This is a genomic window from Xylophilus sp. PBN-3R (assembly GCF_057747805.1).
Map to the genome: position 1 here is coordinate 2,292,970 of NZ_CM173225.1, position 24,756 is coordinate 2,317,725.

At 66.3% G+C, this 24,756-nt stretch carries 26 protein-coding genes; 18 read left to right on the forward strand and 8 right to left on the reverse strand.

Annotated elements, in window-relative coordinates:
- Positions 1-19: 19 nt before the first annotated feature.
- A complete protein-coding gene (locus AC3ANW_RS10940) occupies positions 20-541 on the forward strand; it encodes a GAF domain-containing protein (protein ID WP_488345196.1) in 522 nt (173 codons plus the stop codon).
- On the forward strand, positions 538-945 hold the full coding sequence (locus AC3ANW_RS10945; RefSeq protein WP_488345197.1) for a response regulator: 408 nt from the start codon (positions 538-540) through the stop codon (positions 943-945). Before AC3ANW_RS10940 ends, AC3ANW_RS10945 begins: the two co-directional genes overlap by 4 nt.
- Position 946: 1 nt before the next feature.
- Here the strand turns inward: AC3ANW_RS10945 and AC3ANW_RS10950 are convergent, their stop codons facing one another.
- Positions 947-2,773 carry a diguanylate cyclase gene (locus AC3ANW_RS10950; RefSeq protein ID WP_488345198.1) on the reverse strand — a complete coding sequence of 609 codons (1,827 nt, stop codon included), beginning with the start codon at positions 2,771-2,773 and terminating at the stop codon, positions 947-949.
- A gap of 198 nt (positions 2,774-2,971) precedes the next feature.
- On the opposite strand from AC3ANW_RS10950, the gene AC3ANW_RS10955 reads away from it, so the two are divergent.
- On the forward strand, positions 2,972-3,637 hold the full coding sequence (locus AC3ANW_RS10955; protein WP_488345199.1) for a YbhB/YbcL family Raf kinase inhibitor-like protein: 666 nt from the start codon (positions 2,972-2,974) through the stop codon (positions 3,635-3,637).
- Positions 3,638-3,655: 18 nt separating this feature from the next.
- Here the strand turns inward: AC3ANW_RS10955 and aroQ are convergent, their stop codons facing one another.
- The 3 genes from aroQ to AC3ANW_RS10970 form a co-directional block, all read right to left on the reverse strand.
- Entirely contained in the window at positions 3,656-4,144 is a 489-nt protein-coding gene (aroQ, locus tag AC3ANW_RS10960) for a type II 3-dehydroquinate dehydratase (protein ID WP_488345200.1), read from the reverse strand.
- On the reverse strand, positions 4,141-4,902 hold the full coding sequence (locus AC3ANW_RS10965) for an alpha/beta fold hydrolase (RefSeq protein ID WP_488345201.1): 762 nt from the start codon (positions 4,900-4,902) through the stop codon (positions 4,141-4,143). Before AC3ANW_RS10965 ends, aroQ begins: the two co-directional genes overlap by 4 nt.
- Before the next feature lie 120 nt (positions 4,903-5,022).
- On the reverse strand, positions 5,023-5,424 hold the full coding sequence (locus AC3ANW_RS10970; protein WP_488345202.1) for a hypothetical protein: 402 nt from the start codon (positions 5,422-5,424) through the stop codon (positions 5,023-5,025).
- Between the two features lie 223 nt (positions 5,425-5,647).
- Here AC3ANW_RS10970 and AC3ANW_RS10975 point away from each other — a divergent pair, with 223 nt between their 5' ends.
- Positions 5,648-7,468 carry a glutamine--tRNA ligase/YqeY domain fusion protein gene (locus AC3ANW_RS10975; RefSeq protein WP_488345203.1) on the forward strand — a complete coding sequence of 607 codons (1,821 nt, stop codon included), beginning with the start codon at positions 5,648-5,650 and terminating at the stop codon, positions 7,466-7,468.
- A 48-nt stretch (positions 7,469-7,516) separates the two neighbouring features.
- Here the strand turns inward: AC3ANW_RS10975 and AC3ANW_RS10980 are convergent, their stop codons facing one another.
- Complete coding sequence (locus AC3ANW_RS10980) at positions 7,517-7,720, reverse strand: hypothetical protein (protein ID WP_488345204.1); 204 nt, start codon at positions 7,718-7,720, stop codon at positions 7,517-7,519.
- 181 nt (positions 7,721-7,901) lie between these two features.
- Here AC3ANW_RS10980 and AC3ANW_RS10985 point away from each other — a divergent pair, with 181 nt between their 5' ends.
- Positions 7,902-10,139, forward strand: a complete 2,238-nt coding sequence (locus AC3ANW_RS10985) for a hypothetical protein (RefSeq protein ID WP_488345205.1) — start codon at positions 7,902-7,904, stop codon at positions 10,137-10,139.
- A 1-nt stretch (position 10,140) separates the two neighbouring features.
- Positions 10,141-11,067: a glutaminase gene (locus AC3ANW_RS10990; RefSeq protein ID WP_488345206.1), complete on the forward strand. Its 927-nt coding sequence runs from the start codon at positions 10,141-10,143 to the stop codon at positions 11,065-11,067.
- Position 11,068: 1 nt separating this feature from the next.
- Here the strand turns inward: AC3ANW_RS10990 and AC3ANW_RS10995 are convergent, their stop codons facing one another.
- Entirely contained in the window at positions 11,069-13,429 is a 2,361-nt protein-coding gene (locus AC3ANW_RS10995) for a penicillin-binding protein 1A (RefSeq protein ID WP_488345207.1), read from the reverse strand.
- Between the two features lie 3 nt (positions 13,430-13,432).
- Entirely contained in the window at positions 13,433-14,992 is a 1,560-nt protein-coding gene (gshA, locus tag AC3ANW_RS11000; RefSeq protein ID WP_488345208.1) for a glutamate--cysteine ligase, read from the reverse strand.
- A gap of 120 nt (positions 14,993-15,112) precedes the next feature.
- On the opposite strand from gshA, the gene AC3ANW_RS11005 reads away from it, so the two are divergent.
- Positions 15,113-15,325 carry a hypothetical protein gene (locus AC3ANW_RS11005; protein WP_488345209.1) on the forward strand — a complete coding sequence of 71 codons (213 nt, stop codon included), beginning with the start codon at positions 15,113-15,115 and terminating at the stop codon, positions 15,323-15,325.
- A gap of 19 nt (positions 15,326-15,344) precedes the next feature.
- On the opposite strand, the gene AC3ANW_RS11010 is transcribed toward AC3ANW_RS11005, so the two are convergent.
- The gene (locus AC3ANW_RS11010; protein ID WP_488345210.1) at positions 15,345-16,010 is read right to left on the reverse strand and encodes an alpha/beta hydrolase; all 666 of its coding nucleotides are present in this window, start codon (positions 16,008-16,010) and stop codon (positions 15,345-15,347) included.
- 178 nt (positions 16,011-16,188) lie between these two features.
- Here AC3ANW_RS11010 and AC3ANW_RS11015 point away from each other — a divergent pair, with 178 nt between their 5' ends.
- The 11 genes from AC3ANW_RS11015 to nusB all read left to right on the forward strand — a co-directional run bounded on the left by AC3ANW_RS11015 (position 16,189) and on the right by nusB (position 24,750).
- Complete coding sequence (locus AC3ANW_RS11015) at positions 16,189-16,779, forward strand: GspH/FimT family protein (protein WP_488345211.1); 591 nt, start codon at positions 16,189-16,191, stop codon at positions 16,777-16,779.
- Positions 16,776-17,312 (forward strand): type IV pilus modification protein PilV, encoded by a 537-nt coding sequence (pilV, locus tag AC3ANW_RS11020; protein WP_488345212.1) that lies wholly within the window; start codon positions 16,776-16,778, stop codon positions 17,310-17,312. Before AC3ANW_RS11015 ends, pilV begins: the two co-directional genes overlap by 4 nt.
- Positions 17,290-18,078 carry a PilW family protein gene (locus AC3ANW_RS11025; RefSeq protein ID WP_488345213.1) on the forward strand — a complete coding sequence of 263 codons (789 nt, stop codon included), beginning with the start codon at positions 17,290-17,292 and terminating at the stop codon, positions 18,076-18,078. Before pilV ends, AC3ANW_RS11025 begins: the two co-directional genes overlap by 23 nt.
- A gap of 10 nt (positions 18,079-18,088) precedes the next feature.
- On the forward strand, positions 18,089-18,754 hold the full coding sequence (locus AC3ANW_RS11030; protein WP_488345214.1) for a pilus assembly PilX family protein: 666 nt from the start codon (positions 18,089-18,091) through the stop codon (positions 18,752-18,754).
- Entirely contained in the window at positions 18,751-20,700 is a 1,950-nt protein-coding gene (locus tag AC3ANW_RS11035) for a pilus assembly protein (protein WP_488345215.1), read from the forward strand. Before AC3ANW_RS11030 ends, AC3ANW_RS11035 begins: the two co-directional genes overlap by 4 nt.
- A complete protein-coding gene (locus AC3ANW_RS11040; protein WP_488345216.1) occupies positions 20,682-21,119 on the forward strand; it encodes a type IV pilin protein in 438 nt (145 codons plus the stop codon). Before AC3ANW_RS11035 ends, AC3ANW_RS11040 begins: the two co-directional genes overlap by 19 nt.
- A 37-nt stretch (positions 21,120-21,156) precedes the next feature.
- Entirely contained in the window at positions 21,157-21,819 is a 663-nt protein-coding gene (locus tag AC3ANW_RS11045) for a RibD family protein (RefSeq protein ID WP_488345217.1), read from the forward strand.
- A 76-nt stretch (positions 21,820-21,895) separates the two neighbouring features.
- On the forward strand, positions 21,896-22,543 hold the full coding sequence (locus AC3ANW_RS11050; RefSeq protein WP_488345218.1) for a riboflavin synthase: 648 nt from the start codon (positions 21,896-21,898) through the stop codon (positions 22,541-22,543).
- Positions 22,540-23,673 (forward strand): bifunctional 3,4-dihydroxy-2-butanone-4-phosphate synthase/GTP cyclohydrolase II, encoded by a 1,134-nt coding sequence (gene ribBA / locus AC3ANW_RS11055; protein WP_488345219.1) that lies wholly within the window; start codon positions 22,540-22,542, stop codon positions 23,671-23,673. Before AC3ANW_RS11050 ends, ribBA begins: the two co-directional genes overlap by 4 nt.
- A gap of 43 nt (positions 23,674-23,716) precedes the next feature.
- Positions 23,717-24,181, forward strand: coding sequence for a 6,7-dimethyl-8-ribityllumazine synthase (gene ribH / locus AC3ANW_RS11060; RefSeq protein WP_488345220.1), 465 nt, complete (start codon positions 23,717-23,719; stop codon positions 24,179-24,181).
- The gene (gene nusB, locus AC3ANW_RS11065; protein WP_488345221.1) at positions 24,178-24,750 is read left to right on the forward strand and encodes a transcription antitermination factor NusB; all 573 of its coding nucleotides are present in this window, start codon (positions 24,178-24,180) and stop codon (positions 24,748-24,750) included. Before ribH ends, nusB begins: the two co-directional genes overlap by 4 nt.
- Positions 24,751-24,756: the final 6 nt, after the last annotated feature.

A 24,756-nucleotide genomic window follows, 5' to 3' on the forward strand; every position in this document is an offset into this window, starting at 1 on the left:
GCGTGCTAGGCTAAACCACATGACTTTCGCCCCGATTCCGAATAATGAAGCCGCCCGTCTGCGCGCGCTTCACGAGTTGCTGCTGCTGGACACGCCACCCGATGAGAAATTCGACCGTGTGGTGCGTTTCGCCGCAGAGCAGATGGATGTGCCAATCGCCCTGGTCAGCCTGATCGACAACCAACGGCAATGGTTCAAGGCCCGCATCGGCCTCGACGTGCCAGAAACCTCGCGCGACATCTCGTTTTGTGGGCACGCCATCATGGAACCGGCCATTTTCGTGGTCGAGGACGCATCCAAGGACGAACGTTTCGCCGACAACCCGCTGGTCACCGACGGCCCGCAGATTCGTTTCTATGCCGGCGCTCCGATCAGCGCGCCGGGCGGCGAACGCATCGGCACTCTGTGTGTGATCGACGACAAACCGCGCAAGCTGGGAGTTGTAGAGATCGCGGTGCTGGAAGCCCTGCGCGACCTGGTCAACGACACCCTGGCCGGCAAGGCCGATGAAGACGACGAAGCCACCAAGGACGCCGCATGAACGCCGCACAGGCCACCCTCCCCCCAGTCCTGCTGGTCGAGCCGCAGTTCGTGTTACGCCGAACCCTCGTATCGGTGGCGCGCGAGATGCGGCTGGTCGAATTCCATGAAGCCACGACCATGGCCCGGGCACTGTCGGCGCTCAACACCCGCAAGTTCAACGGCATCGTGCTGGATCTGGGCGACGGCAGCGAAGGTGTCGAACTGCTGTCCGAGTTACGCAAGGGCAGTTTGGCATGCGACGCGGAAATCCCGGTCATCCTCATGACGTCCAGGCCCGGCGCCCAGAACGACGAGTCACTGCAGGCCTTCCATCCGGTCGGCGTTTTGCAGAAGCCCTTCAAGATCAACGAGCTGCTTCAGTCCATGAGTTTCATGGCTGCCCATCCACTCGGCCTGCACTGATTCAACCGAACTGCTGCGACGGGTGCATCTCGACCCGGTTGCGGCCATTGCGTTTGGCCCGGTAGCAGGCGGCGTCGGCGTCGCGCAGGATGTCTTCCATCGTTTCGCTGCGGCTGCCGAACAGGCGCACGCCGATGCTCGCGCCGATGCGGTAAAGCCTTTCGGCCACGCCGAATTCGCTGCGGCCCAGCACGCGTACCAGGTTGCCGGCCACCGCGGCCACACGGTCGGCGTCGCAATCGCGCAGCAGCACCACGAACTCGTCCCCACCCAGTCGACCGACGGTGTCGCTGGCCCGCACCGTCCGGCGCAAAAGGCTGGCCACCTGACGCAGCACGACGTCGCCATAGGCGTGGCCGGCCCGGTCGTTGACGAGCTTGAAGCCGTCCAGGTCGATGAACATCAGGCCGTGCCGGCCGGGTTCACGCACCACCGCCTGCAACTCGATTTCCAATTGGCGCCGGTTGATCAGGCCGGTCAGTTCGTCCTGGCTGGCTTCGCGACGCAGGACATCGACCATCTGTTCACGTGCCTGGTCCTCGGACTTCCGCCGGGTGATGTCGAGCAGGTGGCCAACGATGTGGTGGCAGGCGCCATCGGCATCGAACACCGCGGCACAGAAGAACTGGCAGGCGCCTGCGCTGCCGTCCTTGCGCAAGAAGGCGGTTTCGAGGTCGAACAGTCGCGATGCGCCGACAGCGGACTGGCCGGCCCGGTCGCCCTGTCCGGGATCATCCAGCAAGTTGTGCAGCACTTCGCGGGCGGCCTTGCGGTCGACGATTTCGCCCAGGCCCAGCCGCAGCAAATCTTCACGGCGGTGGTGCAGCAAGTCGCACAGGGCGTCGTTGGCATCGATCAGCCGGCCGTCGGGCGCGGCCAGCAAGGTGGGCATGCCGGAGCGGGTGAAGACGTCGCGGGTGCGTTGCTCGTTTTCCTTGGCGCGGCCGGATTCGATCAGCAGCTCGGCCGCCACGCTGCGCAGCTGCGCTTCGCTTTCCCGCGCACGGCGTTCCGCCAGGCGTGTCTCGAGTTCCTGCTGCTTGCCGCCGCTGATGTCCCAATGCAGGGCGTAGACCTGGCCGGTGGCGGTGCGGTTGAGGTTGACCCGTGTCCAGCGCTGGCCCGGCAGAGCGAGTTCGAAGGCACTGCCCGAAAAGCCGCTGCCGTAGTGGCGGGCCATGTCCAGGTCGTCAGTGTACAGACCGCGCTGGCCGGCGTCTCCGACCTCTTCCCACAAGGCATCGACAACTTCCCACAAGGTACGGCCCAGCACAGAAGCCTCCGAGCCCATGCCGTATGTCTGCAGGAACTGGTCGTTGGCGCCGACGATGCGCTGCTCTGCATCGAGCAGGGTGGCGGCCTCACCCAGGTTCTGCAGCAGGGTCAGGGCGTCGCTCCAGGGCAGCAGGTGAAGGTTTTCCGGCGGCTGGTCGGGCAATGCCTCCTGCAACTGCTGGGCTTCGGCGAGCGACAGCTTGAGCCAGATCCTGATGCGGCCGCCGCCCGGTTCTGGCAACGATGAGACCCGGAACCACCGATTCAGATGCTGGAAAACGTAAGGCTGGGTCTGCATCCGCGCCCGGTTGACCCCGTCGGCCACGTAACGCTCGATCTGCCCGATCTCCGTTGCATTCAGACGGGCGCGGTAGAAACGCCTCAGGTTCTCGCTGTAATGCTCGCCGACGTAGACATGGCCTTCATGTTCCGGGAAATAGCGCAGGAACGACTGGTTCCAGAGCACGGTGCGGTCGTCGGCGTCGAACACACAGAAGGCCATGCCCATGGTGTCGAGCAGTTTTGCTGTGAGTCGGTATTCGGTATCCACCATCTGGAAGCGGCGTCATTCTTGTTGGGCTTACCCGGCATACGTGGAAGAACGCGGGGATGCGCTGGAGTGCGCGGTTATAGCGGATAGATGTTCCGGCGTGCTGAAGGCTGGGGCCAGGTGACATGCCGAAACGCATGGAACGGTGTCCCCGATGCAGACTGGCCACGGAATTTCACCCACTCATCCGCCGGAGACTCTATGCTCGAAAAACTGCCCGATGTCCTCGGCCACGCGCTCCGCAACCAGCGCGCCGGGCTCGACAGCATCGCCTTCAACAAGAACGACCTGCGCCAGGGCACGTCGGCCATCACGGTTGCCAGCCTGGCCTTTGTGGATCACGCGCCGATCCCGGCGCTCTACACCGCCGATGGAGATGGCCGATCCCCTCCGCTGCAATGGAGCGGCTTGCCCGAAGAGACCGGTTCGGTCGTCTTGCTGGTCGAGGATGCCGATGCGCCTACGCCCAAACCCCTGGTGCACGCCATCGTGGTCGATCTGCCGGGTGCGGACGGCGTGTTGGCAGAAGGCGCACTGAGCGGCGGCGACGACGAGGATGCGACCTCCGACGTACGCGACGGCGCAAGCGCCGACGAACCCCGCACCGGCAGGAATTCCTATCTGCAGTCCGAATGGCTGCCACCCGACCCGCCGCCGGGACACGGTCAGCACCGTTATGCCTTCCAGGTCTTCGCGTTGAAACCCGGCGCCGTCTTTTCGGACAATCCAGGGCGGGACGAGGTGCTGGACATCATTGCATCGCATGGCATCGCCAGCGGCTTGCTCATCGGCACCTATGAACGGGACAATTCGGTGCACGTCGGCGACGATACGCCGGTTGGCGCGGGCGGCCCGGTTCCGGCCTGAACCCGCGCAGGCAGCGCCTCAGCGCTGGGCGGCAAGTGCCTTGGCCTGCGCCCAGCCTGCAACTGCGGCGATGGCGAGCGGGTAACCGGCCGTTCCGAAGCCGCACATCACCGCACGAACCACGGCCGAGATATAGGAATGGTTGCGGAACTCCTCGCGCGCATGCACGTTGGAGATGTGCAGTTCGATCACGCTCAGGCCCGCACCCTTGATGGCATCGCGCAGAGCCACGCTGGTGTGGGTATACGCCGCGGCATTCAGCACCGCGCCGGCCAAGGTTCCGGCGGCTTCGGCGGCGCCTGCCTCCTGCAGCCAGTCGACGAGGACCCCTTCATGGTTGGTCTGGCGGAAATCCAGCATCAGGCCGTGATGGTCGCAGGCCGCCTGGCACATGTTCTGCACATCGACGAGGGTGTGCGATCCATACACCGCCGGTTCGCGCCGGCCCAGCAGGTTCAGGTTTGGGCCGTTGAGGACCATCACGGTCGACTTGGTGACGAGTGTCATGCTTGGTTCACGAAGGATTCGATGAGGGCCGCCAGTTCGGCGGGTTTCTCGGCAGAGCTGATATGCGCCGCGGCGACGGTCTTCAGTTCCGCGCCCGGAATGGCGGCTGCGATATCTTCGGACATGGACGGCGGCGTCGCCAGATCCAGCGTGCCGGCGATCACCAGCGTCGGGATGGCGATGCGCCGATTGCTTTCGCGGTAGTCGATGGCTGCGACCGCGTCGCACGCGGCGGCATAACTCACCGCGTCGGTGCCGATGAGCGTGGCACGCAACTGAGCGGCCATCGCCTCGCCTTGTTCGGTCGCCCGAAAGGCTGGGGTCAGCCAGCGGTCGACTGCGCCGTCGGCGATGCTTTCCACCCCCAGGGTCAGCACCCGGTCGACCCGGGCCTGCCAGGGCGCCCGGTCCGGGTAATACGAGCCCGAATTGGCGATGACGATGCCCGCCAGCAATTCGGGCGCTCTTACGGCTAGCGCCTGCGCCGTCATGCCGCCCATCGAGATGCCGGCGAAAAACACCGGTTTGTCGGTGCGTGAGCGGATCAGCGCTGCCGCATCGTCTGCCAGTTCATCGATGCTGAAAGGCGCGTTGGCGGCCGGCGAATGTCCGTGCCCACGGTGGTCGTAACGCAGCACGGTGAAACGCGGCTCAAGCAGGGCCGAGACGGCGTCCCACATGCCCAGGTCCAGGCCCAGCGCGTGGCTCAGCACGAGCATGGGACCCTGTCCTCTTTCGACGAAATTCAACGGCTCCATCCAGACTCCTTTGTTTTTGATCGGTACGGCGACCTGGCACCGCGAAAAAGCCGAAGGAGCATACACGGCCCATCCAAAAAAAAGCGCCCCGGAGGGCGCTTGTCGTCGAAGGAAGGCCGCTTATCGGCCGTGCCAGCCGCCGCCGCCGTAGCCGCGACCACCACCGCGGTCCCAATGGCCCGGAGGCGGACCCCAGGGGCGACCATAACCGGGGCCGTAATAGACCGGGCGGGGCTGCACGAAGACCGGCGGCGGCGCGTAATAGACCGGGCGAGGCGCCGAATACACCGGTGCCGGCGGGTAATACACCGGCTGCGGCGGCGGTGCGTAATACACCGGTGGCGGTGCGGCATAGACGGGCGCGCCGTACGCCGGCCCACCGCCACCGATCACCAGACCCGGAGTGGCGATGCCGATCGAGAAATCCACTCCGCCACGCGCCTGTGCGGCACCAGCGGCACCCAGGGCCACAACCGCGCCCAGCAGGGCGAGGGTTGCACGAACGCTACGTTGTCGGGACATGCTGTTCTCCTTGGTAGAACTCATTGGAAGCGGAAGGCGTTGCGGACCGATTCCGGCACCTTCTTTTTCTTCCTTTGTGTCAGTAACGCATGAACCCGCTGATCGGATGGCAGGGATGCGTGAAGAGTGGTGACCGAGAGTAACCGCCAGGGGCAGGGCCTGATGTAGGGCCAACTCTCCGTAACGTACGTTGCAACTTCGTCGGCCGACCTAGAATCGCAGGATGAATTCTCCCGCTCTCGCGACGCACGCCGGCACCGGCGCCGCGGAACCCACCAAGCCCAGCAACTTTCTTCGTCACGTCATCGAGACCGATCTCGCCCAGGGCCACTATGCCGGCCGTCGCTGGGGCGGAGGTCCTGGAGACGCATCGCACCACGCCCAGGGTATCGCCGACCCTGCCCGCGTACGCATGCGTTTCCCGCCCGAACCCAACGGCTACCTGCACATCGGCCACGCCAAGAGCGTCTGGCTCAACTTCAGCCTGGCAGCGGAATACGGCGGCGTCTGTCACCTGCGTTTCGACGACACCAATCCTGAAAAGGAAGATCAGGAATACGTCGACTCGATCCGCGACACCGTCCGCTGGCTGGGTTACGACACCAGGCTGGCCGACGACCCGGCCGCCCCGGGCACGCTGCGTGAACACGAATACTTCGCCAGCAACTATTTCGACTTCATGTACCGCGCGGCCGAAATGCTGGTCAATGCCGGCCATGCGTATGTGGACGAACAGACGCCCGAGCAAATGCGCGCCAACCGCGGCGACTTCACCACACCCGGTACCGACAGCCCGTTCCGCAACCGCAGCCCCGAAGAAAACCTGGCCCGCCTTCGCGAGATGCGGGACGGCAGGCATGCCGACGGTTCCATGGTCCTGCGCACCAGGATCGACATGGCGTCGCCCAACATCAATCTGCGCGACCCGGCCATCTACCGCATCCGCCGGGCTACCCACCACAACACGGGCGACCAATGGTGCATCTACCCGATGTACACCTTCGCCCATCCCATCGAGGACGCGCTTGAGCAGATCACGCACAGCATCTGCACGCTCGAATTCGAAGACCAGCGGCCGTTTTACGACTGGCTGCTGGAACGCCTGACCGAAGGCGGCCTGCTGGCGGCGCCGCAGCCGCGCCAGTACGAATTCGCCCGGATGAACGTCACTTACATGGTGACCAGCAAACGCAAGCTGCGCCAGTTGGTGGACGAGGGCCACGTCACCGGTTGGGACGACCCCCGCATGCCCACCCTCGCCGGCCTGCGCCGTCGCGGATACACACCCGAGGCGTTGCGCCTGTTCTGTGAACGTTCGGGTGTTACGAAAGTGGGCGGCTGGACCGAGTATTCGGCCCTTGACGCAGCACTGCGCGAAGTGCTCGACCCGGCCGCTTCGCGTGCCATGGCGGTGCTCGACCCGGTCAGGCTGGTGCTGGAGAACTGGGATGAAGCGATGGGCGCCGGTTTTGTCGACAGCTGCCACGCGCCCGTGCATCCCCACCACCCCGAACGCGGCCAGCGCACCTTCATGTTCGGCCGCGAACTTTGGATCGAACGCAGCGACTACGAAGACACGCCGCCCAAGGGCTACAACCGTCTGTTCCCCGGCAACAAGGTGCGGCTGAAGTACGGCCACGTGGTGGAGTGCATCGGTGCCGACCGTGATGCGGAAGGCAACATCACCACCGTCATGGCCCGCCTGGTGCCCGATACCAAGAGCGGCACACCCGGCGCAGACGCCATCAAGGTAAAGGGCGTCATGACCTGGGTGGCGGTCGCCGATGCGGTACCCGCACAGTTCAACCTCTACGACCGACTGTTCACCCAGCCACAGCCCGATGCGGGCGAAGGTGACTTCCTGGCAAACCTGAACCCGGCAAGCCTGACGCGCAGCAGTGGTTTTGTCGAGCCGGGCGCATCGGAACGAGCAGCGGGCGCACCGCTGCAGTTCGAACGCCACGGCTACTTCGTCGCCGATTCCGGCAACGAAGGCCTGGTGTTCAACCGCACGTCGGGACTGCGGGACAACTGGGCGAAATAACACCTACAGGCGCCCGATGCGCCCGAGGCGTCAGATCGGGCGTCCGGCTCAACGCCAGATGTAGTGGCCTTTGACGATGCGGCCATGCTCGCGGTGCGCCGGCACCCACACCTTGTGTTTCTTGTGCGGCGGCGCGTGGCGCATCACGGGCGGGCCGTCGTGACGCGGTTGCGCCATGGCGCCTGCGCTGAAGGCCAGGCCGGCTGCGGCTGTCAGAACGACGGTGGTAAGACGGATCAGGGTTTTATGCATGTTGTGGTTCTCCTTGAGTGCGCAATTCGGCACCCGTCAAAGTTAAGCGCTGAGCGAATGCAAACCTGTCAGCAAGCTGCACATTTGCTTTTTCTTTACACGGGACCGACACCGAAATTCACCGTGGCAAGATCACACGCGTTCAGATCATTCACAAACCCTCCCTGAAAGGCTTCCGCGCATGGCGACAAACCAGCACATCTGGCAATTTTTCCGCGCCGGCGGTGTCGATCAGGTGGTCATCCGCGACGGCCAGGACGTCGCCCATATCGGTGAACTCGATCAGAAGCTCTGGGTCGCCCTGGCCTGCCCGACCCGCGGGCTTGAGTTCGACAGCCACACCCTCGACCTGATCGACTCCGACAGGGACGGCCGCATCCGCCCGCCCGAACTGATCGCCGCCTGCGAATGGGCCTGCGCCCGGTTGAACAACCCCGACGAACTGGTCCGTGGCGGCGACACCCTTGCGTTGTCTGCCCTCAATACCCGCGACGGGACCGGCCAGTTGCTCGACCAGGAAGCGCGCCGTGTGCTGGCCCTGCAAGGCCGCGAACATGCCGACAGCATCAGCTTGGCGGACGTCGCCGACCGCAGCAAGCTGCTGGCCGCCATGCGTTTCAACGGCGACGGCATCGTGACCGTCGAAACCGCAGGCGACGACACCGCGACCGCCCAGGTCATCGCCTGGATCGGCGAAACCCGCGGCACCGCCGATGACCGTGCCGGAAAAGCCGGCATCGACCGTACACGTGCCGAAGCCTTCTTCACCGATGTGCACGCGCTGCTGGCCTGGCACACGGCGGGCTTGGCGGACGGCAACGCCCTGCCCCTGGGCGATGGCACATTGGCCGCAGCGCAGGCCGTGAACGCAGTCAAGGAAAAAGTCGAGGATTTCTTCACCCGCTCCCGCCTCGCCCGCTACGACATCCGCGCGGCGTCGGCGCTCAACCCCACCGCCGAGGAATACGCCGCCATCGCCAGCCAGGCGCTCGATGCCGGCAGCGTATCCATCGCCGCCCTGCCCCTGGCGCCCGTCGGGGGCCACAACAACGGCGCGCTGCCGCTGACCGAGGGCGTCAACCCTGCCTGGGCAGATGCGCTTGCCACACTGCGCAGCAAGGCACTCGAACCGCTGCTGGGAGGACCGCTGAAGTCGCTGAACGAAGCCGACTGGCTCGAAGTTCAACATCGCCTCAGCCCGTACAAGGAGTGGTTGGCCGCGCGGCCCGAGGCGATGCTCGGCAGCCTCGACATCGAACAGGCCCTGGCAGCCCGGCAAGCCGAAGCCGCCGTGCTGGACCTGCTTGCACAGGACGAAGCCGAAGAGCCGGCCAACGCACGCATGGCCGATCTCGAAAAGCTGCTGCGTTTCAAGCGCGATCTGGTGTCGCTGCTCAATAACTTCGTGTCCTTCTCGACCTTCTACAGCCGCGCCGGTGCCATCTTCCAGGCCGGCCGCCTGTACCTCGACGCCCGCAGCTGCGACCTGACGGTGAAGGTGGCCGACGCCGGCAAACACGCCGCACTCGCGGGCATGGCAAAGACCTATCTCGCCTATTGCGACTGCGTGCGCGACGGTCAGAAGATGACCATCGTCTCGGCGTTCACCGCCGGCGACGTCGATTTTCTTTTCGTCGGCCGCAACGGTGTCTTCTACGACCGCGACGGCAAGGACTGGGACGCCACCATCACCAAGCTGATCGAAAACCCGACGAGCGTGGCGCAAGCCTTCTTTTCGCCCTACAAGAAGTTCCTGCGGGCCATCGAGGAACAGGTGGCCAAACGCGCCGCCGCCAGCGACGCTGCCGCGCAGACTTCGATGGGACTGCTGGCCGGCGAGGTCAGCACGCTTGACAAGACCGCTGCCGCGGGCACTGCGTCGCCGACGCTGTCCAAGCTGCCCGCCAGCAAGATCGATGTCGGCACCGTGGCCGCCATCGGCGTGGCGATGGGCAGCATCAGCGCGGTGCTTGTGGGTGTCTTCGGCAAGTTCGTGGAACTGGGTGCCTGGATTCCGCTGGCCATCCTGGGCATCGTGCTGGCCATTTCGGGGCCCAGCATGCTGATCGCCTGGCTGAAGCTGCGCCAGCGCAGCCTGGGACCGATCCTGGACGCCACCGGCTGGGCGGTCAACGGCCGAATGAAGGTCAACGTGCCGCTGGGTGCATCCCTGTCGCAGACCGCCCACATCCCGGCCGGGGCCAAACGCTCCTTCCAGGATCCCTTCGCCGACCGCAAGGGCGTCGGAACCTGGTTCGCCACCGCCCTGGTCGTCATCGGCGTGGTGGCGCTGGTCTGGCGCACCGGCCTCGTCGACCCCTACCTGACACCGGCCCTGCGCCACGACCCGGCGAATGCGGCCCCGCGGGCAGCAACACCTGCGCCGGCGCCGGCGGCCACCGCCGTGCCGGCTGGCTGAGATGTCGGTCGACCTGCAGGCAGTACTCGACGGCATCGCCGCCACGCTGGCGCCCCGCGCCGCGGCCGGAGCCGGCAAGGTGGCCGACTACATCCCGGCCCTGGCGCGGGTGCCGGCGGCTCATTTCGGCATCGCCCTGCGCACCCGCGACGGTTTCGAGGCGGCAGCAGGCGACGCCCACATGGCATTTTCCATCCAGAGCATCTCCAAGCTGTTCACACTGACGCTTGCGATGCAGACCATCGAGGACGACGAGCTGTGGCGGCGCATCGGCCGCGAGCCCTCCGGCAACCCCTTCAATTCGCTGGTTCAGCTGGAAAGCGAACGGGGCGTGGCCCGCAACCCGTTCATCAATGCCGGCGCCATCGCCGTGGCCGACCTCCTGGTCACCCACGGCGACGCCAGGCGCCGGTTGCAGGCGCTGCTGTCCGGCCTGTGCGGCGAAAGTGTCGATTTCGACGAAGAAGTCGCCGCATCCGAAGCGGCGACCGGTTACCGCAACATCGCGCTGGCCAACTTCATGAAGAGTTTCGGCCGCATCGACAATCCGGTCGAAGCCGCGCTGGACATGTATTTCCATCAGTGCGCCATCGCCATGAGTTGCGCGCAGGTAGCCCGTGCTGCCGGCTATCTGTGCCGCGACGGCGCCCATCCGCTGAACGAGGAAACCCGGGTGGTTTCCGACCGCCAGGCCCGACGCCTGAACGCATTGATGCTGACCTGCGGAACCTACGACGCCGCGGGCGAATTCGCCTACCGCATAGGCTTGCCCTGCAAGAGCGGCGTGGGTGGCGGAATCGTGGCGGTGGTGCCGGACATGTTGAGCCTGTGTGTCTGGTCGCCGGGGCTGGATCACAGCGGAAATTCGGCGTTGGGCATGGAAGCGCTCGAGATGTTCGTGAACGCGACCGGCCTGTCGGTCTTTTAGGCTAGCGACCGGGCGGAGAGCCCATCAATTGCGCCGCGTCGGCCGGCGACAACCGCATCAGCGCGCCCGGTTGCGACGACACCTGCGCCGGCAGCGGATAGCTCTGCGCCTGCTGCGGCATCTGCACTTCCTGGCCCAGCGGCTGTCCCTGGGGAACCACCACCGCTCCGTTGATCTGGCCCGGCCCTTCGCCCTCGCTCGGCGGGAACTGGTGATAGACCGGATCGTTCTCCGGTGCGACCGGTTCGATTTGCGGCGGCGGGGCCACCGACAGCCGCGGCGCGACAAATTCAACATCGGCGTCGATGCTCTTGCCACGCAAGGCCGCCGACATGAAGTCGCCGACGATCGGCAAGGCGCTGCGGGCGCCCTGACCCCAGCTGCTGGCCATGGTCAGGCGGTTGTCGTTGAACCCCATCCACGCGCCGGCCACCAGTTGCGGGTGCATCAGGATGAACCAGCCATCGGTGTTGTCCTGAGTAGTGCCTGTCTTGCCGGCCACGTCGCCCCGGATACCGTAACGGCTGCGGATGGCGCCTCCGGTTCCCCGATCGATCACCCCGCGCATCACATCGAGCAGCACCTGAGCGGGTTGCTGCGCCATCGCGACCTCGGGTTTGGCAGGATGGAACTCCTCCAGCAGCTTGCCGTTGCGGTCTTCGATGCGAAGCACCAGGATCGGTTCGATGTAGCTGCCGCCGTTGGCAATGCCGGCGTAGGCGGTGACCATCTCCTTCAAGGTCACCGGGCTGGTGCCGAGGGCCAGCGAAGGCACTTCGTCGAGCTTGCTCTGGCGCACACCCAGCGAACGCGCCAGCTGGGCGACACTGGCCGGGCCTATCTTCTGCACCAGCTGAGCGGTGATGATGTTCTTTGAATAAGCCAGGCCGTCACGCAAGGTCATGGGCGCATAGCTGGGCGAACCCTCGTCTGTCGGCCGCCAGACCTGGCCGCCGCCTAGCTGGATCTCGACCGGTTCGTCCATGAAGGTCTCGTCCGGCGAAATGCCCTGTGAAAACGCCGCGCCGTAGACGAAGGGCTTGAATGTCGAGCCCGGCTGGCGCCGCGCCTGCGACACATGGTCGAACTGGTCCTGCGCGTAGGCGCGGCTACCGACCCAGGCACGCACCTGCCCGTCGCGCGGGTCGAGCGCCAGGAAACCGGCCTGCAGCCGCGTCTTGGTCTCGCGCAGCACTGCCATGGCTTCCGCATCGTCCAGCACCGACTTGAGGGCTGAGGCATCGTCGGCGCCGCTTTCCCGTGCGGCCCTGTATGCCGCGGTTTCGCGGACCATCGATTGCACTTCCGGCCGCTTGCCCGACCAGGCGCGCGGGCCCCACATCGCGTCCGCCGCGCGCTGCATCTGATCGCCCTGCTTCTGCACCGCACGGTTGGCGGCTTCCTGCAGGCGCGAGTCGATGGTGGTCATCACGCGCAAGCCATCGGCGTACAGGTCATAACCGTTGCGGTCGGCCCAGTCGAAAAGCCAGGTGCGCAACTGGCGTGCCAGATGCGGCGCGGGGCCGACGCCTTCTGTCTGGCGTTCGAAATCGACCTTGAGCGGTTTTTTCTGCAGGGCTTCGAGTTGCGTCGCTGGCAGCGCGCCGTAACGGACCATCTGCGCCAGCACGATGTTGCGTCGGTCCCTCGCGCGGTCGGGGTTGCTGACCGGGTTGTAGTAGCTGGTGCCCTTCAGCATGCCGACCAGCGTGGCGCTCTGCACCGCGTCGAGCTTGCTGGCCGAAGTGTCGAAATAGGTGCGCGCCGCCATCTCTATGCCGAAAGCGTTGTAAAGGAAAGGCACGGTATTGAGATAGGTCTCCAGGATCTCGTCCTTGGAATAGACCGCCTCGATCTTCAACGCGGTGATGGCTTCCCTCGCCTTGCGGGTCAGGCTGACCGAACGGCCGATTTCGTCCGGATAAAGGTTGCGCGCCAGCTGCTGGGTGATGGTGGAACCACCCTGCCGTTCCCCCTGAAGGGTGTTGAGGATGGCCGCGCCGGTGCGGCGCAGGTCGATGCCGCCGTGTTCGTAGAATCGCCGGTCCTCGGTGGAGACGAGTGCCGCGACGACGTTCGGCGAAATGTCGGCCAGCTTCACCCATTCGCGGTTGGCTCTCCGGAATTCGGCCAGCACCTTGCCATCGGACGACAGCAGCACCGCCGGCCGCTCTTCACGGACCTTGCGGATGTCGCCGACGCTGGGCGTGAACGGGATCAGCAGCAGGACATAGAGCAACAGCAGCAGCGGCAACGCGGCCAGCGACCACCCGGGATGGCGGCGCACCCATGCCGTGCCACCGCGCAATGCGTTCGTCAGGCCCCGGACGGAACGGTCGAGAAACGGCGGCACCAGACGCATCGGTCAGGCGGGCACGGCGGCGCGGCGCTTGGGCACCAGCCGGTCTGCCGAAACATAACGCTCGCGGTAGACCTCGAAAGGCATGGTGTCGGCGTCCTCGATGTTTTTCTGGTCGGCGACCGATTTTTCGGCCGACGCCTCGAAAGCGGCCTGCTGCTCGGCAGTCCACGGCATGTCCAGCAAGGCAGCACGGGCGGCGACGGATTGCGCACGGGTGGTGTCGACGAAGGAATTGTCGAAATCCTCGGCCATGGTCTTCAGCACCCGCGCCGAAGGCAGTCCGGCAGGGTTGCGGATGCCGTCGAACGCCGACTGCAGCGCCTGTGCGTAGTCGCTGCCGCCCTGCGCGACGTCGATGGCCAGGGCGATGGGCTGGCAGGCCTCCAGAATTTCTTCGGCCCAGTCGGCCAGCGTCACTTCCTGACCGTTGCGACGCAGCTTCAGACCCGGCTGCCGGCCACAGGCAGCGGTGAGGTGCTGGTTCTCTGCCAGCTCGGCGATCTCTTGCGGGCTGTCGGGCGGGCTGTCGCTCAACAGGCAATGCAGCAGGAAGATGTCGATGAAACGCATGGTCTGCGCCGAAATGCCGACCGGATCGAACGGGTCGAGGTCCATGCAGCGCACCTCGACATACTCGACACCACGCTCACGCAGTGCATGCAGCGGACGCTCGCCCTGGCGGATGGTGCGTTTGGGCCGGATGGTGCCGTAGAACTCGTTCTCGATCTGCAGCAGCGTGGTGGCCAGCTGGTTGTACTCGCCACCGGGGTTGCGGATGCCCAGGTTGCGATAGGCGGGATAGGGCCGGGTCAGCGCATCCTGCAGGGAGGCGGCATAACCTTCCAGGCTGTTGTAGCTCACGGCCAGGGTGGCCTGGGCATCGCTCTGGTAACCCAGACGCCCCATGCGCAGCGAGGTGCCGTAGGGCATGTGCATGCTGCCGCTGCCGATGGCCTGCAGCTGGTGCGGACGCCCCGCCACGAAACTGCCGCAGGTGGCAGGCGACGCGCCGTACAGCGTCAGCAGCAGAAACGCATGACGGCGGAAATTTCTGATCAGGTCGAAATACTGTTCGCTGCTGACACCGGGCAGCGACCAGTTGTAGTGAATACCGGAAATGGTCTGCATGCGCCGGCCGTAGCGGTGGCCCAGGCCCATGCGATACACGCTCTTGGCGCGTCCCACGTTCGACGTGCCGTAACGGCCCAGCGGAATCGTCTCGTCGGAGGGCAGCACGCACGGCATGCTCGAAACCCAGAGGTTCTCGTCGCCATGTGCGTCCAGCGCCTGCATGGAGCGATGTACGTATTGGTGGACCTGGGTGATCTCGTCCAGGCATGCCTGCGCGCTGGCATGCACGCCGGTGATCAGCTCGACCTGCGACTCGCTGAAGTCGGTGGTGATGTTCGGATGCGTGAGCGCCGAACCCAGCGGCACCGGATGCGGGGTGAGCGCCAGTGCACCGGTGGGCAGCGAGCGCAGGCTCTCTTTTTCGATGCCGCGACGCATGCCTTGCAGGCGCTGCGGGGTCAGGGCGGCAAGGCGCTGTTCGGTGCTGTTCATGGGCTTATCAAGCAATTTTCATTATTTTGGGGGCACGAAAGTAACACGCGCGTAGGATCGGCGCTCGGCCTTGCGCAGGCGTCCCCATAACGGGGACGCCAGGACATTTTTTCGACCCTCATGAACCACAATTTTCTCTTTCGCGGCATTGCCTGCATCGTCATCGGCTGCGCCGTCCTGCTGGCCCCCCGGTTTCTCCAATCGCCCGGCCTCCGCGAAACCATCGCCAACAGTTCGCTGGTCGGCTGGGTCGCCATCGTGGTCGGCATCGCACTTGTCGTGCTGCACGTGAGCCGCAAGGCGCACGGGACGCCGGGCAACACGCGCCGCTGAACCGGCCGCCTGGCCTCTTTCAGGCGAGCACCTTCTTCAGCCACGACTCCAGCTGCTTGACCTCAGGCGGACACACCGTGTGCTCCATCGGATAGGTGTGCCATTCGACCGGATAACCCAGCGTGACCAAAGTGTCGCGTGAGGCTTCGGCACGCGCCAGCGGCACCACTCCGTCGCGAGTTCCGTGCGCCAGGAATATCGGCAGGCCCGCATTGGCCACCGAGCGTTCATCCGCCGTGGTGGACGCCAACGGCAGGTAACCCGACAGGCCGGCGATGCCCGCCAGCCGTTCGCCGTGGCGCAGGCCGGTCATCAGCGCCATGGCGCAACCCTGGGAAAAACCTGCCAGGACGATGCGGCTGGCCGGAATGCCGCGCTGCTTTTCGCGTTCGATCAGCGCCTCGACGGCATTTCGCGACGCCCGCAGGCCGGCTGCGTCTTCCTGTCGGCCCAATTCCGTCACCAGGATGTCGTACCACGATGGCATCCGGTATCCGCCGTTGATGGTGACCGGCATCGTCGGCGCCTGCGGAAACACGAACCTGATCGGCCCGATGCCGGCCAGGTCGAGCTGAGGAACCATGGGCACGAAGTCGTCGGCGCCCGCGCCCAGCCCGTGCATCAGCAGCACCGTGGCGTTCGGTTGCGGGGCGGTTTCGATGTCGATGGTGTGGAGCAAGGTCATGTCGGCTGCGGCGCTGAGACGCCGGAAATGAGGGCTGGGAAAACCTCGATTGTGGCGCGACCGGGGTCGACGGCAGCTGATATTGACAGCCGGTATGCGGCACACGAAGGATGGTTGCGCTGGCGCGCATCGCAGCCCCAGCATCTCCGGCTCGACCTGTCCACAGCCACCGTCCGCCGTGCTCCATCCCCCAGACACATCGCCCGCCCCCTGCCGCCACCCGGCCCGCCCGGTACGCGGTTTCTTTCTGCTGGAACTGCTGGCCGCCCTGACCCTCATTGCCGTGCTGGTGGGGCTGGTGCTGCCGGGCATGCAACAGCTGCTGCGGGCCCACCAGGTGCGTACCGTTGCCGAGGACCTGGGCACCGAGATCTTCTGGGCGCAGGCCGAAGCGGCGCGGCGCGGCAGCGCACTGGTGCTGCGCCTGAAAAGCGTTTCCGACTGCAAGGCCGCGCCGGCCGGCGCACCCCGGCGCTGCGGCTGGGATGTCTTCATGGACACCAACCAGGACGGCCTGCAACAGCCAGGCGAAAATACGGTGCACACCTACGACAATCCGGCGGACCTGACCATCACGCCCAAGAGCGGCGACACGGTCTTCATCGACGCCGCCGGCACCCTTCGCAACAAGGTCGGCGGTGGCTCGGTCGGCGCCAGTTTCCTGGTCGAGGCGGCGAGCGCCCGGCCGGGCGACACCACCAGCCGCCGGGTCTGCATCAATGGTGGCTCCCGGGTCCGTGTCGCCGCAGGTGCCGCATGCAAGGCATGACCGCCCGCCTTGCCGGCCAGTCGGGCTTCAGCATGATCGAGGCGATGGTCGCGGCGCTGGTGCTGGCCATTGGACTGCTGGGACTCGGCCACCTGCTGGCACGCCAGCTGGCCGAATTGCGCCAGGGCAACGACCGCGCCATCGCGCTGCAGCACATCGATGCGCTCGGCGAAAACATGCGGCTCAATGCGTCGGCTGCGCGGGCGGGCCTCTACACGCTGACCTGGAACGCGACCCGGCGGGCCGCTACCGACTGCCGGCTGGCGCCCTGCACACCGGCGCTGCTGGCGGACCACGACCTCGACCTGTGGGTCAGCTCCCTCCGGGCCGCCCTGCCGCTGGCGCAGGGCATGGTGACCACCGTGCCGGCATCGCCGCAGATCGCCATCGGCGTGGCCTGGCCGACCAACGAACGTGCCATGACAGCCGTCGATGCGGCCCTGCAGGCCGTGTTGACCGACGTGACGGTTGCCACGACCGGTATCGAATGTCCCGCCGGCCACCTGTGCCATGTCGGCCATGTACTGCCCTGAACGGCCGCGGCGGGTTCGCGGAGTGGTGCTGATCGAGGTGCTGATCGGCATCACCCTGGGCCTGCTGGTGCTGGCGGCCGCCCTGGGTGCATCGGCGCTGACCTTTTCCGCGGCGGCTGCCGGCTCGAAAGCCGCAGACCTCCAGCAGCGGGCCGACCTGGCGCTCGCACTCATCGGCCGGCAGGCGCGTCAGGCGGGCGCGGTGCAACTGGATGCCACCGGTGCGTCGGTGGTGTTCCGAACCGGCTTCAAGGGCTGGAGCAACGGCGGCCTGCCAGTCTCGGGGCTGGAGGGCGCCACCGGCAAACCCGACACGCTGCGGCTCAGCCGAGCCTATGTCGATGACGATCGTGACTGTCTGGGCGACATGCCCGAACGGCGCGCGCCCAATCTCCCTCCCGACAGCGTCGACAACGAATACCTGATCGCTCCGGAGTCGGCAAACGACAACCGGCCGGCACTCTACTGCCACGGCAACCAGGACAACAACAAACAGGCGCTGGTGTCGGACGTCGACGACCTGCAGGTGCTGTACGGCATCGCCGGCCCGGCGGGCACCGTGCTTTACGTCAAGGCGAACGCGCTGACCGCCGCCACCCCGGTGCTGATGCTCAGCGTGTGCCTGCAACTTTCCGGCGTCGGTTCGCTGGCGGCAGGCACATCGGAGGACTGCGACGGCAAGCCCCTTCCCACATCGAAGACGGCGGGCCGCATGGTCCGGCTGGCGCGCGGCATCTTCATGGTTCGTAATGCGCTGCCGGCCTGAGTCCGCCGCCTTGCACACCCATCGCGGCGCGGCCCTGGTGCTGGTGATCCTGCTGTTGCTGCTCAGCAGCCTGTCGGTGTTGGGCGTCGCAAGGTCCACGCTGCTGAACGAGGCGCTGGTGGGCAGCGCTGCCGACTACAACCGCGCCTTTGCCGCCGCCGAGGCGCTGATGCACGACGCGGAAACCGACATCCGAGGCCTGCGGGCGGACGGCAGCGTTACCCGCATCCCGGCGTCCGGTGTGTTCTACCCCCAGCAGCCGGGCGACATGGGAGTACTGGCCGACGGCCTGGCCATGCATCCAGGACTGCCGTGCCAGGACGGCATCTGCCTCCCGGTCGACATCGACCAGCTGACCACCATCGAGAACCAGGCCGACCTGTTTTCCCGGGACGCACATCCGGTCGCCCTGCACGCCGCCTATGGCCAGTTCACCGATGCCACCGCCAGCGCCTCGATGCAGTCCTACCTCGACCCCGGTCGTGCCGGGTACTGGGTGGAGGTCTTCGAACATCCGCCGGGCGCCGGCGTGGGGGCCGGCGACTTCCGCTATGCGCCCGACGCCACCCGTCCGTTCGTCTTTCGCATCACCGCCGTGGCGACCGGTCGGCGCCGCGGCATCCGCGCAGTGCTGCGCGAGGTTTTCATTCCCTCACCGCTGATCGACAACCCATGAAAAACAGAGTCTTGCCGTTCGTTTTCCTGGCCGCAGCCCTGCTGACCGCCACAGGTTTTCCCCAAGCGTCGCCGCTCATCCTTGCGGCGTCGCCCGACCCGCGGGCCGCGCCGCAGTCGCCCATGGTGGTCGCGGCGGGCCGCGCCTGTTCCGCCGGATACCAAGCCGTCGACTGGACCGGCTGGCTGCGCTGCTGGCGCATCGATCCAGCCACCGGGCGACTGGCGGAAACCGTCGAATGGGACAGTGCGGCGAAGCTGGATGTTCCGGGCTTCCCGGCCGAACAACGAACGGTGATCAGCCATGACGGCAGCGGCGGCATCGCCTTTCGATGGGACGACCTGTCGCCCGCACAACGCGCTGCATTCAAAGGCACCGATACAGACGCGGCCGGCCGCCAGCGCCTGGACTTCGTGCGCGGCGACCACAGTGCCGAAACCTCTCAGGGCGGCAGCTTGCGCGATCGTCGCCGGCACGCCGACAAGACATTGTTCCGGCAGGCCGACGTGGTGCATGCGCAACCCTGGTTCACCGGAAAACCCGCCAGGCCTGCATTGCCGGCTGCACTCGGCGATCGGCGCGCCATGGTCTACGTCGGCGGCAACGACGGCATGCTGCACGGGTTCGACGCGGTCACCGGCATCGAACATCTGGCCTACGTGCCACGCGGCGTGATCCCGCTTCTGCGCACCTGGGTCCAACCGGGAACTCCGCATCGTTACCTGGTGGACGGCCAGGCCTTCAGCGGCGAGGCCGACATCCACGCCTTCGGAAGTGCCAGCGCCTGGTCCACCGTGCTCGTGGGCAGCGCCGGGGCGGGTGCGCCGGGATTCTTCGTCCTCGATGTCAGCCGGCCGGACGCTTTCACCGAAGCGGCGGCAGGCAGCGTCGTGTTGATCGACACCAGCGACGGCGCCGACCCGGATGTCGGGCACATCACGGCCGACGCTGCGACCGACGGCGCCGGCAGCAGATCCACCCAGATCGTGCAGCTCAACGACGGGCGCTGGGCGGTATTGCTGGGCAATGGCGTCAACAGCCGCAACGAAATGCCGGTGCTGCTGGTGCAGTATCTCGACAAGACGCGTGAGCTTCGCAAGATCGTGCCGCCCTGTCCCGAACAATCCTGCGTCCACCGCGGCGGCAATGGCCTATCGGCACCGCTGGTCATCGACCTCGACGGCGACGGCAAGGCAGACGTCGCCTACGCAGGCGACCTGCTGGGCAATGTCTGGAAGTTCGACATTTCTGCCAGGGATCCCACCGCCTGGACCACCGCCCTGCGCGGAAAGCCGCTCTTCGCCGCACGGGATTCGCTGGGCAACCGCCAGCCCATCACTTCCGCGCCCACCTGGCTGCCGCACCCGCTGGGCGGCGTGATGCTGGGGCTGGGCACCGGCCGCGACCTCACCGTCGAGGATCGGAACGACACCCACGTGCAGACGTTCTACGGCCTGTATGACCAGGACAAGGTCATCGATCCGGCCACGCTCGTGGCCCAGGTGCTGCTGCCCGGCGTACGCACCGTCGCCGGCAACGACTACAGCCGCAGCAGCGCCAATGCGGTGAACTACCTCACACGCCCCGCACCAGGCGGCTGGTATCTGGACATGCCCGCCAAGGGCGAAAAGGTGTTGCACGCACCGCGTCCATTTGCCGGCCAGAAGGTGATGTTCTTCAGCGGCACCCTAGACCACGACTACCTGACCATAGTCAATCTGTTCAGCGGTCAACCCTCCACACGGCCGGTGTTCACCGCGCTCGTCGACCCCACGAAGGCGACACCGCCCTCAGAGAACGCCAGCCGGGTGGCGATGTCGCGCCGTCCGGTGCTGCTCGTCAACAAACCCGGCCAATGGTTGGTGACCAGCCCCGGCGAGGCCACTGTGGTGCTGGACAAGGGCAACGGCCCCGGCATACGGGCCGGATGGCGGCAATTGCAATGACCGGCCGCGGATCTTCCCGATCTGCCGGATTCAGCCTGATCGAGGTTTTGCTGGCACTGGTCATTGCCGGTGTGCTGGCGGCCATCGCGCTGCCGTCGTACTCGAGTTATGCCAACCGGGCACGCAGGGTTTCAGGCCGCAGCAGCCTGGTGCAGCTTGCGCACTGGCTGGAGCGTGGCGCCACCAGCACGGGCCGGTACCCCTCGCCCGCCGAAATACCGCTCGGACTGCTCAGGAGCGAGGGCGACCACTATCGGCTGACCGCCATCACGTCCGACGACAGATTTACCCTGGACGCCGTTCCACAAGGCAGCCAGGCCGCCGACCGCTGCGGTACGCTCAGCCTTCTTCAATCGGGCGAACGAAAGATCTCCAATGCCACAACCGACACCTCTGTCGACGCCTGCTGGAACCGATGAACCCGAAACCCATGCGCGTCCGCGGCCCTGGGTCCGCATGAAGGTAGCAGCCTCCCTCGACGGACGCACCGCCCTCAAGAACGGCGAAAGCCGCTGGATCACCTCCCCCCAAGCCCGTGCCGACGGCCACACCTGGCGCAGCCGCGCCGACGCGGTGCTGACCGGCATCGGCACCGTGCTGGCAGACGATCCGCGGCTGGATGTACGGCTGGCAGCGGTTACCCGCCAGCCAGCTTTGGCAGTGATCGACAGCCGGTTGCGCACGCCGCTCGACGCCCAGTTGTTCCTGCCCGACCGCGCCCTGTACCTGTATACGGCCAGCGGCACCAACCCGGAACAGGCCGACGCCCTGGCTGCGCGCGGTGCCCGGGTGAAGGTGTGTCAGGGCGGCATGGGCCGCGTCGACCTCGCCGACGTGATGCAGGATTTGTTCGAACAGGGTTTGAAAGAGCTGCACGTAGAGGCCGGCGCCGAACTCAACGGTGCGCTGCTGCGTGCCGGGCTGGTCGATGAACTGCTCCTCTACATGGCGCCGAGCCTGATCGGCGAAGGGCGCGGCATGGCAGAACTGGGGCCGCTCGCCAGCCTTTCACAGGCGCAGACCATGAGCTTCGACAGCATCGAACGTGTGGGCCCCGACCTGCGCATCCTGGCCCGCCTGCAGCCGGCTTCCGAGCTTTCCTCGCGCTTGCCGATATAGGCATTCCTGGCAGCTTGCCGAAGTTTGCAGCCCGATTGCGGCAAGGCCTCGCACATTCCTGCGAAAATCCCCGGATATGTTCACCGGAATCATCACCGGCCTGGGCCGCATCCTCGAGGTGCAGGACCTGGGCGACACCGCCGCCTATGGCAAACGCCTCACCCTGCAGGCGCCCGCAGGTTATTTGGACGACGTACTTTCGGGCGACAGCATTGCGCTCGACGGTGCCTGCATGACGGTCACCACCTTCGACGTCGCCACCAGCACCTTCCACATCGACGTGTCGGCCGAATCGCTCGACAAGACCAGCGGCCTCGACCGGCAGCACAGCGTCAACCTCGAAAAGGCCTTGCGTGCCGGCGACCGGCTGGGCGGGCACATCGTGTCCGGCCATGTGGACGGCATCGGCGTTGTCGAGCGCCTGCAGCCGGTCGGAGAGAGCCACGACTTCCGCGTGCTGGCACCAGTCGCGCTGGGCCGTTACCTGGCCTACAAGGGCTCGATCACCGTCAACGGGGTCAGCCTCACGGTCAACCGGGTCGAAGACAGCGCCGAAGGCACGCTGATCTTCATCAACCTGATTCCCCACACCCTGGAAAACACCTCGCTGGGCCGCCTGTCGGCCGGCGACAAGGTGAACCTCGAGATCGACACCGTGGCGCGTTACGTCGCCCGCATGCTGGAGGGCGTCCACCTGCCTCCGGCCCATGGAATTTCCGCATGAACGCCCCCGCCTCCGCCAACGCCCCCGTAGCCATTTCCTCGGTCGAAGAAATCGTCGCCGAGATCAGGGCCGGCCGCATGGTCATCCTGGTCGATGAAGAAGACCGCGAGAACGAGGGTGACATCGTCATCGCGGCCGATCACATCACGGCCGAGTCCATCAACTTCATGGCCCGCCACGCGCGCGGCCTGATCTGCCTGACGCTGTCGCGCGAACTGTGCGAAAGGCTCAACCTGCCGCCGATGGTGCAGCGCAATGGCGCCAAGCATTCCACCGCCTTCACCGTCTCGATAGAGGCGGCCGAAGGCGTGACCACCGGCATATCGGCCGCCGACCGCGCCCGCACCGTGCAGGCCGCCGTGGCCAAGGGTGCCAAGGCCTCCGACCTGGTGCAGCCCGGCCATATCTTCCCGCTGCAGGCGGTCGACGGCGGCGTGCTGGTGCGCGCCGGCCACACCGAAGCAGGTTGCGACCTGTCGGTGATGGCGGGTTGCAGCCCGGCGTCGGTCATTTGCGAAGTGATGAACGAAGACGGCACCATGGCACGCCTGCCGGACCTGCAGCTGTTCGCCGCCGAGCACGGCCTGAAGATCGGCACCATTGCCGACCTGATCGAATACCGCAGCCGCCACGAAACCCTCATCCAGTGCCTGGGCACACGCCCCCTGCGCACGGCGGCCGGCCAGTTCACCGCACATGCCTTCAGAGACAGCACCGCTGACGGCGTTCACCTGGCCCTCGTGTGCGGCGAGTGGACCGACGACGAAACCGTGCCCGCGCGCGTGCACGAACCTCTGTCGGTGCTGGATGCACTCGAGATCGACCGTTCCATGCACTCCTGGACCCTGGACGCCAGCCTGCGCCATGTCGCCACCGAGGGCAAGGGCGTGGTCGTGCTGCTCAACTGCGGAGAAAGCGCCGCAGAGTTGCTCGCCCAGTTCGACGGCACCGCCCGGGCCGCCCAGGCGCCCGAACGAGGCCGCATGGATTTGCGGACCTATGGCATCGGCATGCAGATCCTGCGGCAGTGCGGCGTGCGCCGCATGAACCTCATGGGCCAGCCTCGCCGCATGCCCAGCATGGCCGGTTACGGCATCGAGCTGGTCGGCTACGTCCAGCCCAGGGCCTGAAGCCGCCGCCACCATCCAATCAACAGACCAGCAAGGACATCGCGTGCAAGACGCCAACAAGGGCCAGGGGCAACACCTCGACGGCCGAAAACTTTCCATCGGCATCGTGCAGGCGCGGTTCAACGAAGACATCACCAATGCCCTCGCCGCCGCCTGCAAGGCCGAACTGCTGGCGCTCGGCGTCGGCGCGGACCGTATTCAGCACCTGACCGTGCCGGGCGCGCTCGAAGTGCCGGTCGCCCTCCAGGCCATGGCCGCCGGCCGCCGCCACGACGCACTCATCGCCCTGGGCTGCATCATCCGCGGGGAGACCTATCACTTCGAACTGGTCGCCAACGAGTCCGGCGCCGCGGTCACCCGCGTGTCGCTGGACGCAAAATTGCCGATCGCCAACGCCATCCTCACCACCGAGAACCTGGCCCAGGCGCAAGCCCGCCAGACTGAAAAGGGCCGCGACGCGGCCCGTGTCGCCGTCGAGATGGCCAACCTGCTGACGGACATCGCATGACCGAACCTATCCAATCCGAATCCCAAGACAATTCGCACGCTGCCGCCAACCAGGCCGGCGCCGAAACGCCCAAGGCCCTGCCGGGCCGCACCACTACCGGTGCCCGCAAGGCGTCGTCCAAGTCGGGCCGCACCCGCGCGCGTGAATTTGCCCTGCAGGCGCTCTACCAGCATCTGGTGGGTGGCAATGCACCGGCCGCCATCGACCGTTTCACCCGCGACCTGTCGGGTTTCCACAAGGCCGATTCGCTGCACTACGACGCGCTGCTGCACGGCTGCATCGCCGAAGCCGAAACGCAGGACGCCCTCATCCTGCCGCTGCTCGACCGCAAGATGGAAGAGATCTCGCCGGTCGAACACGCGGTGATGTGGATCGGCGCCTACGAACTGCGCAACTGCCTCGACGTGCCCTGGCGTGTGGTGCTGAACGAGTGCATCGAACTCGCCAAGGAATTCGGTGGCACCGACGGCCACAAGTACGTCAACGGCGTGCTCAACGGCCTGGCTCCGCAGCTGCGCGCAGAAGAAGTCGCAGCCGACCGGCAACGCAACCCGCGCGCCGAGTCTTGAGCGCCG

Coding starts and splice junctions, on each gene's coding strand:
- AC3ANW_RS10975 (WP_488345203.1), top strand. CDS start 5,648: ATGAATTCTCCCGCTCTCGCGACGCACGCCGGCACCGGCGCCGCGGAA.
- AC3ANW_RS11010 (WP_488345210.1), bottom strand. CDS start 16,010: ATGACCTTGCTCCACACCATCGACATCGAAACCGCCCCGCAACCGAAC.
- AC3ANW_RS10955 (WP_488345199.1), top strand. CDS start 2,972: ATGCTCGAAAAACTGCCCGATGTCCTCGGCCACGCGCTCCGCAACCAG.
- AC3ANW_RS11050 (WP_488345218.1), top strand. CDS start 21,896: ATGTTCACCGGAATCATCACCGGCCTGGGCCGCATCCTCGAGGTGCAG.
- ribBA (WP_488345219.1), top strand. CDS start 22,540: ATGAACGCCCCCGCCTCCGCCAACGCCCCCGTAGCCATTTCCTCGGTC.
- AC3ANW_RS10995 (WP_488345207.1), bottom strand. CDS start 13,429: ATGCGTCTGGTGCCGCCGTTTCTCGACCGTTCCGTCCGGGGCCTGACG.
- AC3ANW_RS10945 (WP_488345197.1), top strand. CDS start 538: ATGAACGCCGCACAGGCCACCCTCCCCCCAGTCCTGCTGGTCGAGCCG.
- AC3ANW_RS11005 (WP_488345209.1), top strand. CDS start 15,113: ATGAACCACAATTTTCTCTTTCGCGGCATTGCCTGCATCGTCATCGGC.
- AC3ANW_RS10990 (WP_488345206.1), top strand. CDS start 10,141: ATGTCGGTCGACCTGCAGGCAGTACTCGACGGCATCGCCGCCACGCTG.
- AC3ANW_RS10985 (WP_488345205.1), top strand. CDS start 7,902: ATGGCGACAAACCAGCACATCTGGCAATTTTTCCGCGCCGGCGGTGTC.
- AC3ANW_RS11035 (WP_488345215.1), top strand. CDS start 18,751: ATGAAAAACAGAGTCTTGCCGTTCGTTTTCCTGGCCGCAGCCCTGCTG.
- gshA (WP_488345208.1), bottom strand. CDS start 14,992: ATGAACAGCACCGAACAGCGCCTTGCCGCCCTGACCCCGCAGCGCCTG.
- AC3ANW_RS11040 (WP_488345216.1), top strand. CDS start 20,682: ATGGCGGCAATTGCAATGACCGGCCGCGGATCTTCCCGATCTGCCGGA.
- AC3ANW_RS10950 (WP_488345198.1), bottom strand. CDS start 2,773: ATGGTGGATACCGAATACCGACTCACAGCAAAACTGCTCGACACCATG.
- AC3ANW_RS10970 (WP_488345202.1), bottom strand. CDS start 5,424: ATGTCCCGACAACGTAGCGTTCGTGCAACCCTCGCCCTGCTGGGCGCG.
- pilV (WP_488345212.1), top strand. CDS start 16,776: ATGACCGCCCGCCTTGCCGGCCAGTCGGGCTTCAGCATGATCGAGGCG.
- AC3ANW_RS10940 (WP_488345196.1), top strand. CDS start 20: ATGACTTTCGCCCCGATTCCGAATAATGAAGCCGCCCGTCTGCGCGCG.
- nusB (WP_488345221.1), top strand. CDS start 24,178: ATGACCGAACCTATCCAATCCGAATCCCAAGACAATTCGCACGCTGCC.
- AC3ANW_RS11045 (WP_488345217.1), top strand. CDS start 21,157: ATGAAGGTAGCAGCCTCCCTCGACGGACGCACCGCCCTCAAGAACGGC.
- AC3ANW_RS11025 (WP_488345213.1), top strand. CDS start 17,290: ATGTCGGCCATGTACTGCCCTGAACGGCCGCGGCGGGTTCGCGGAGTG.
- aroQ (WP_488345200.1), bottom strand. CDS start 4,144: ATGACACTCGTCACCAAGTCGACCGTGATGGTCCTCAACGGCCCAAAC.
- AC3ANW_RS10980 (WP_488345204.1), bottom strand. CDS start 7,720: ATGCATAAAACCCTGATCCGTCTTACCACCGTCGTTCTGACAGCCGCA.
- AC3ANW_RS10965 (WP_488345201.1), bottom strand. CDS start 4,902: ATGGAGCCGTTGAATTTCGTCGAAAGAGGACAGGGTCCCATGCTCGTG.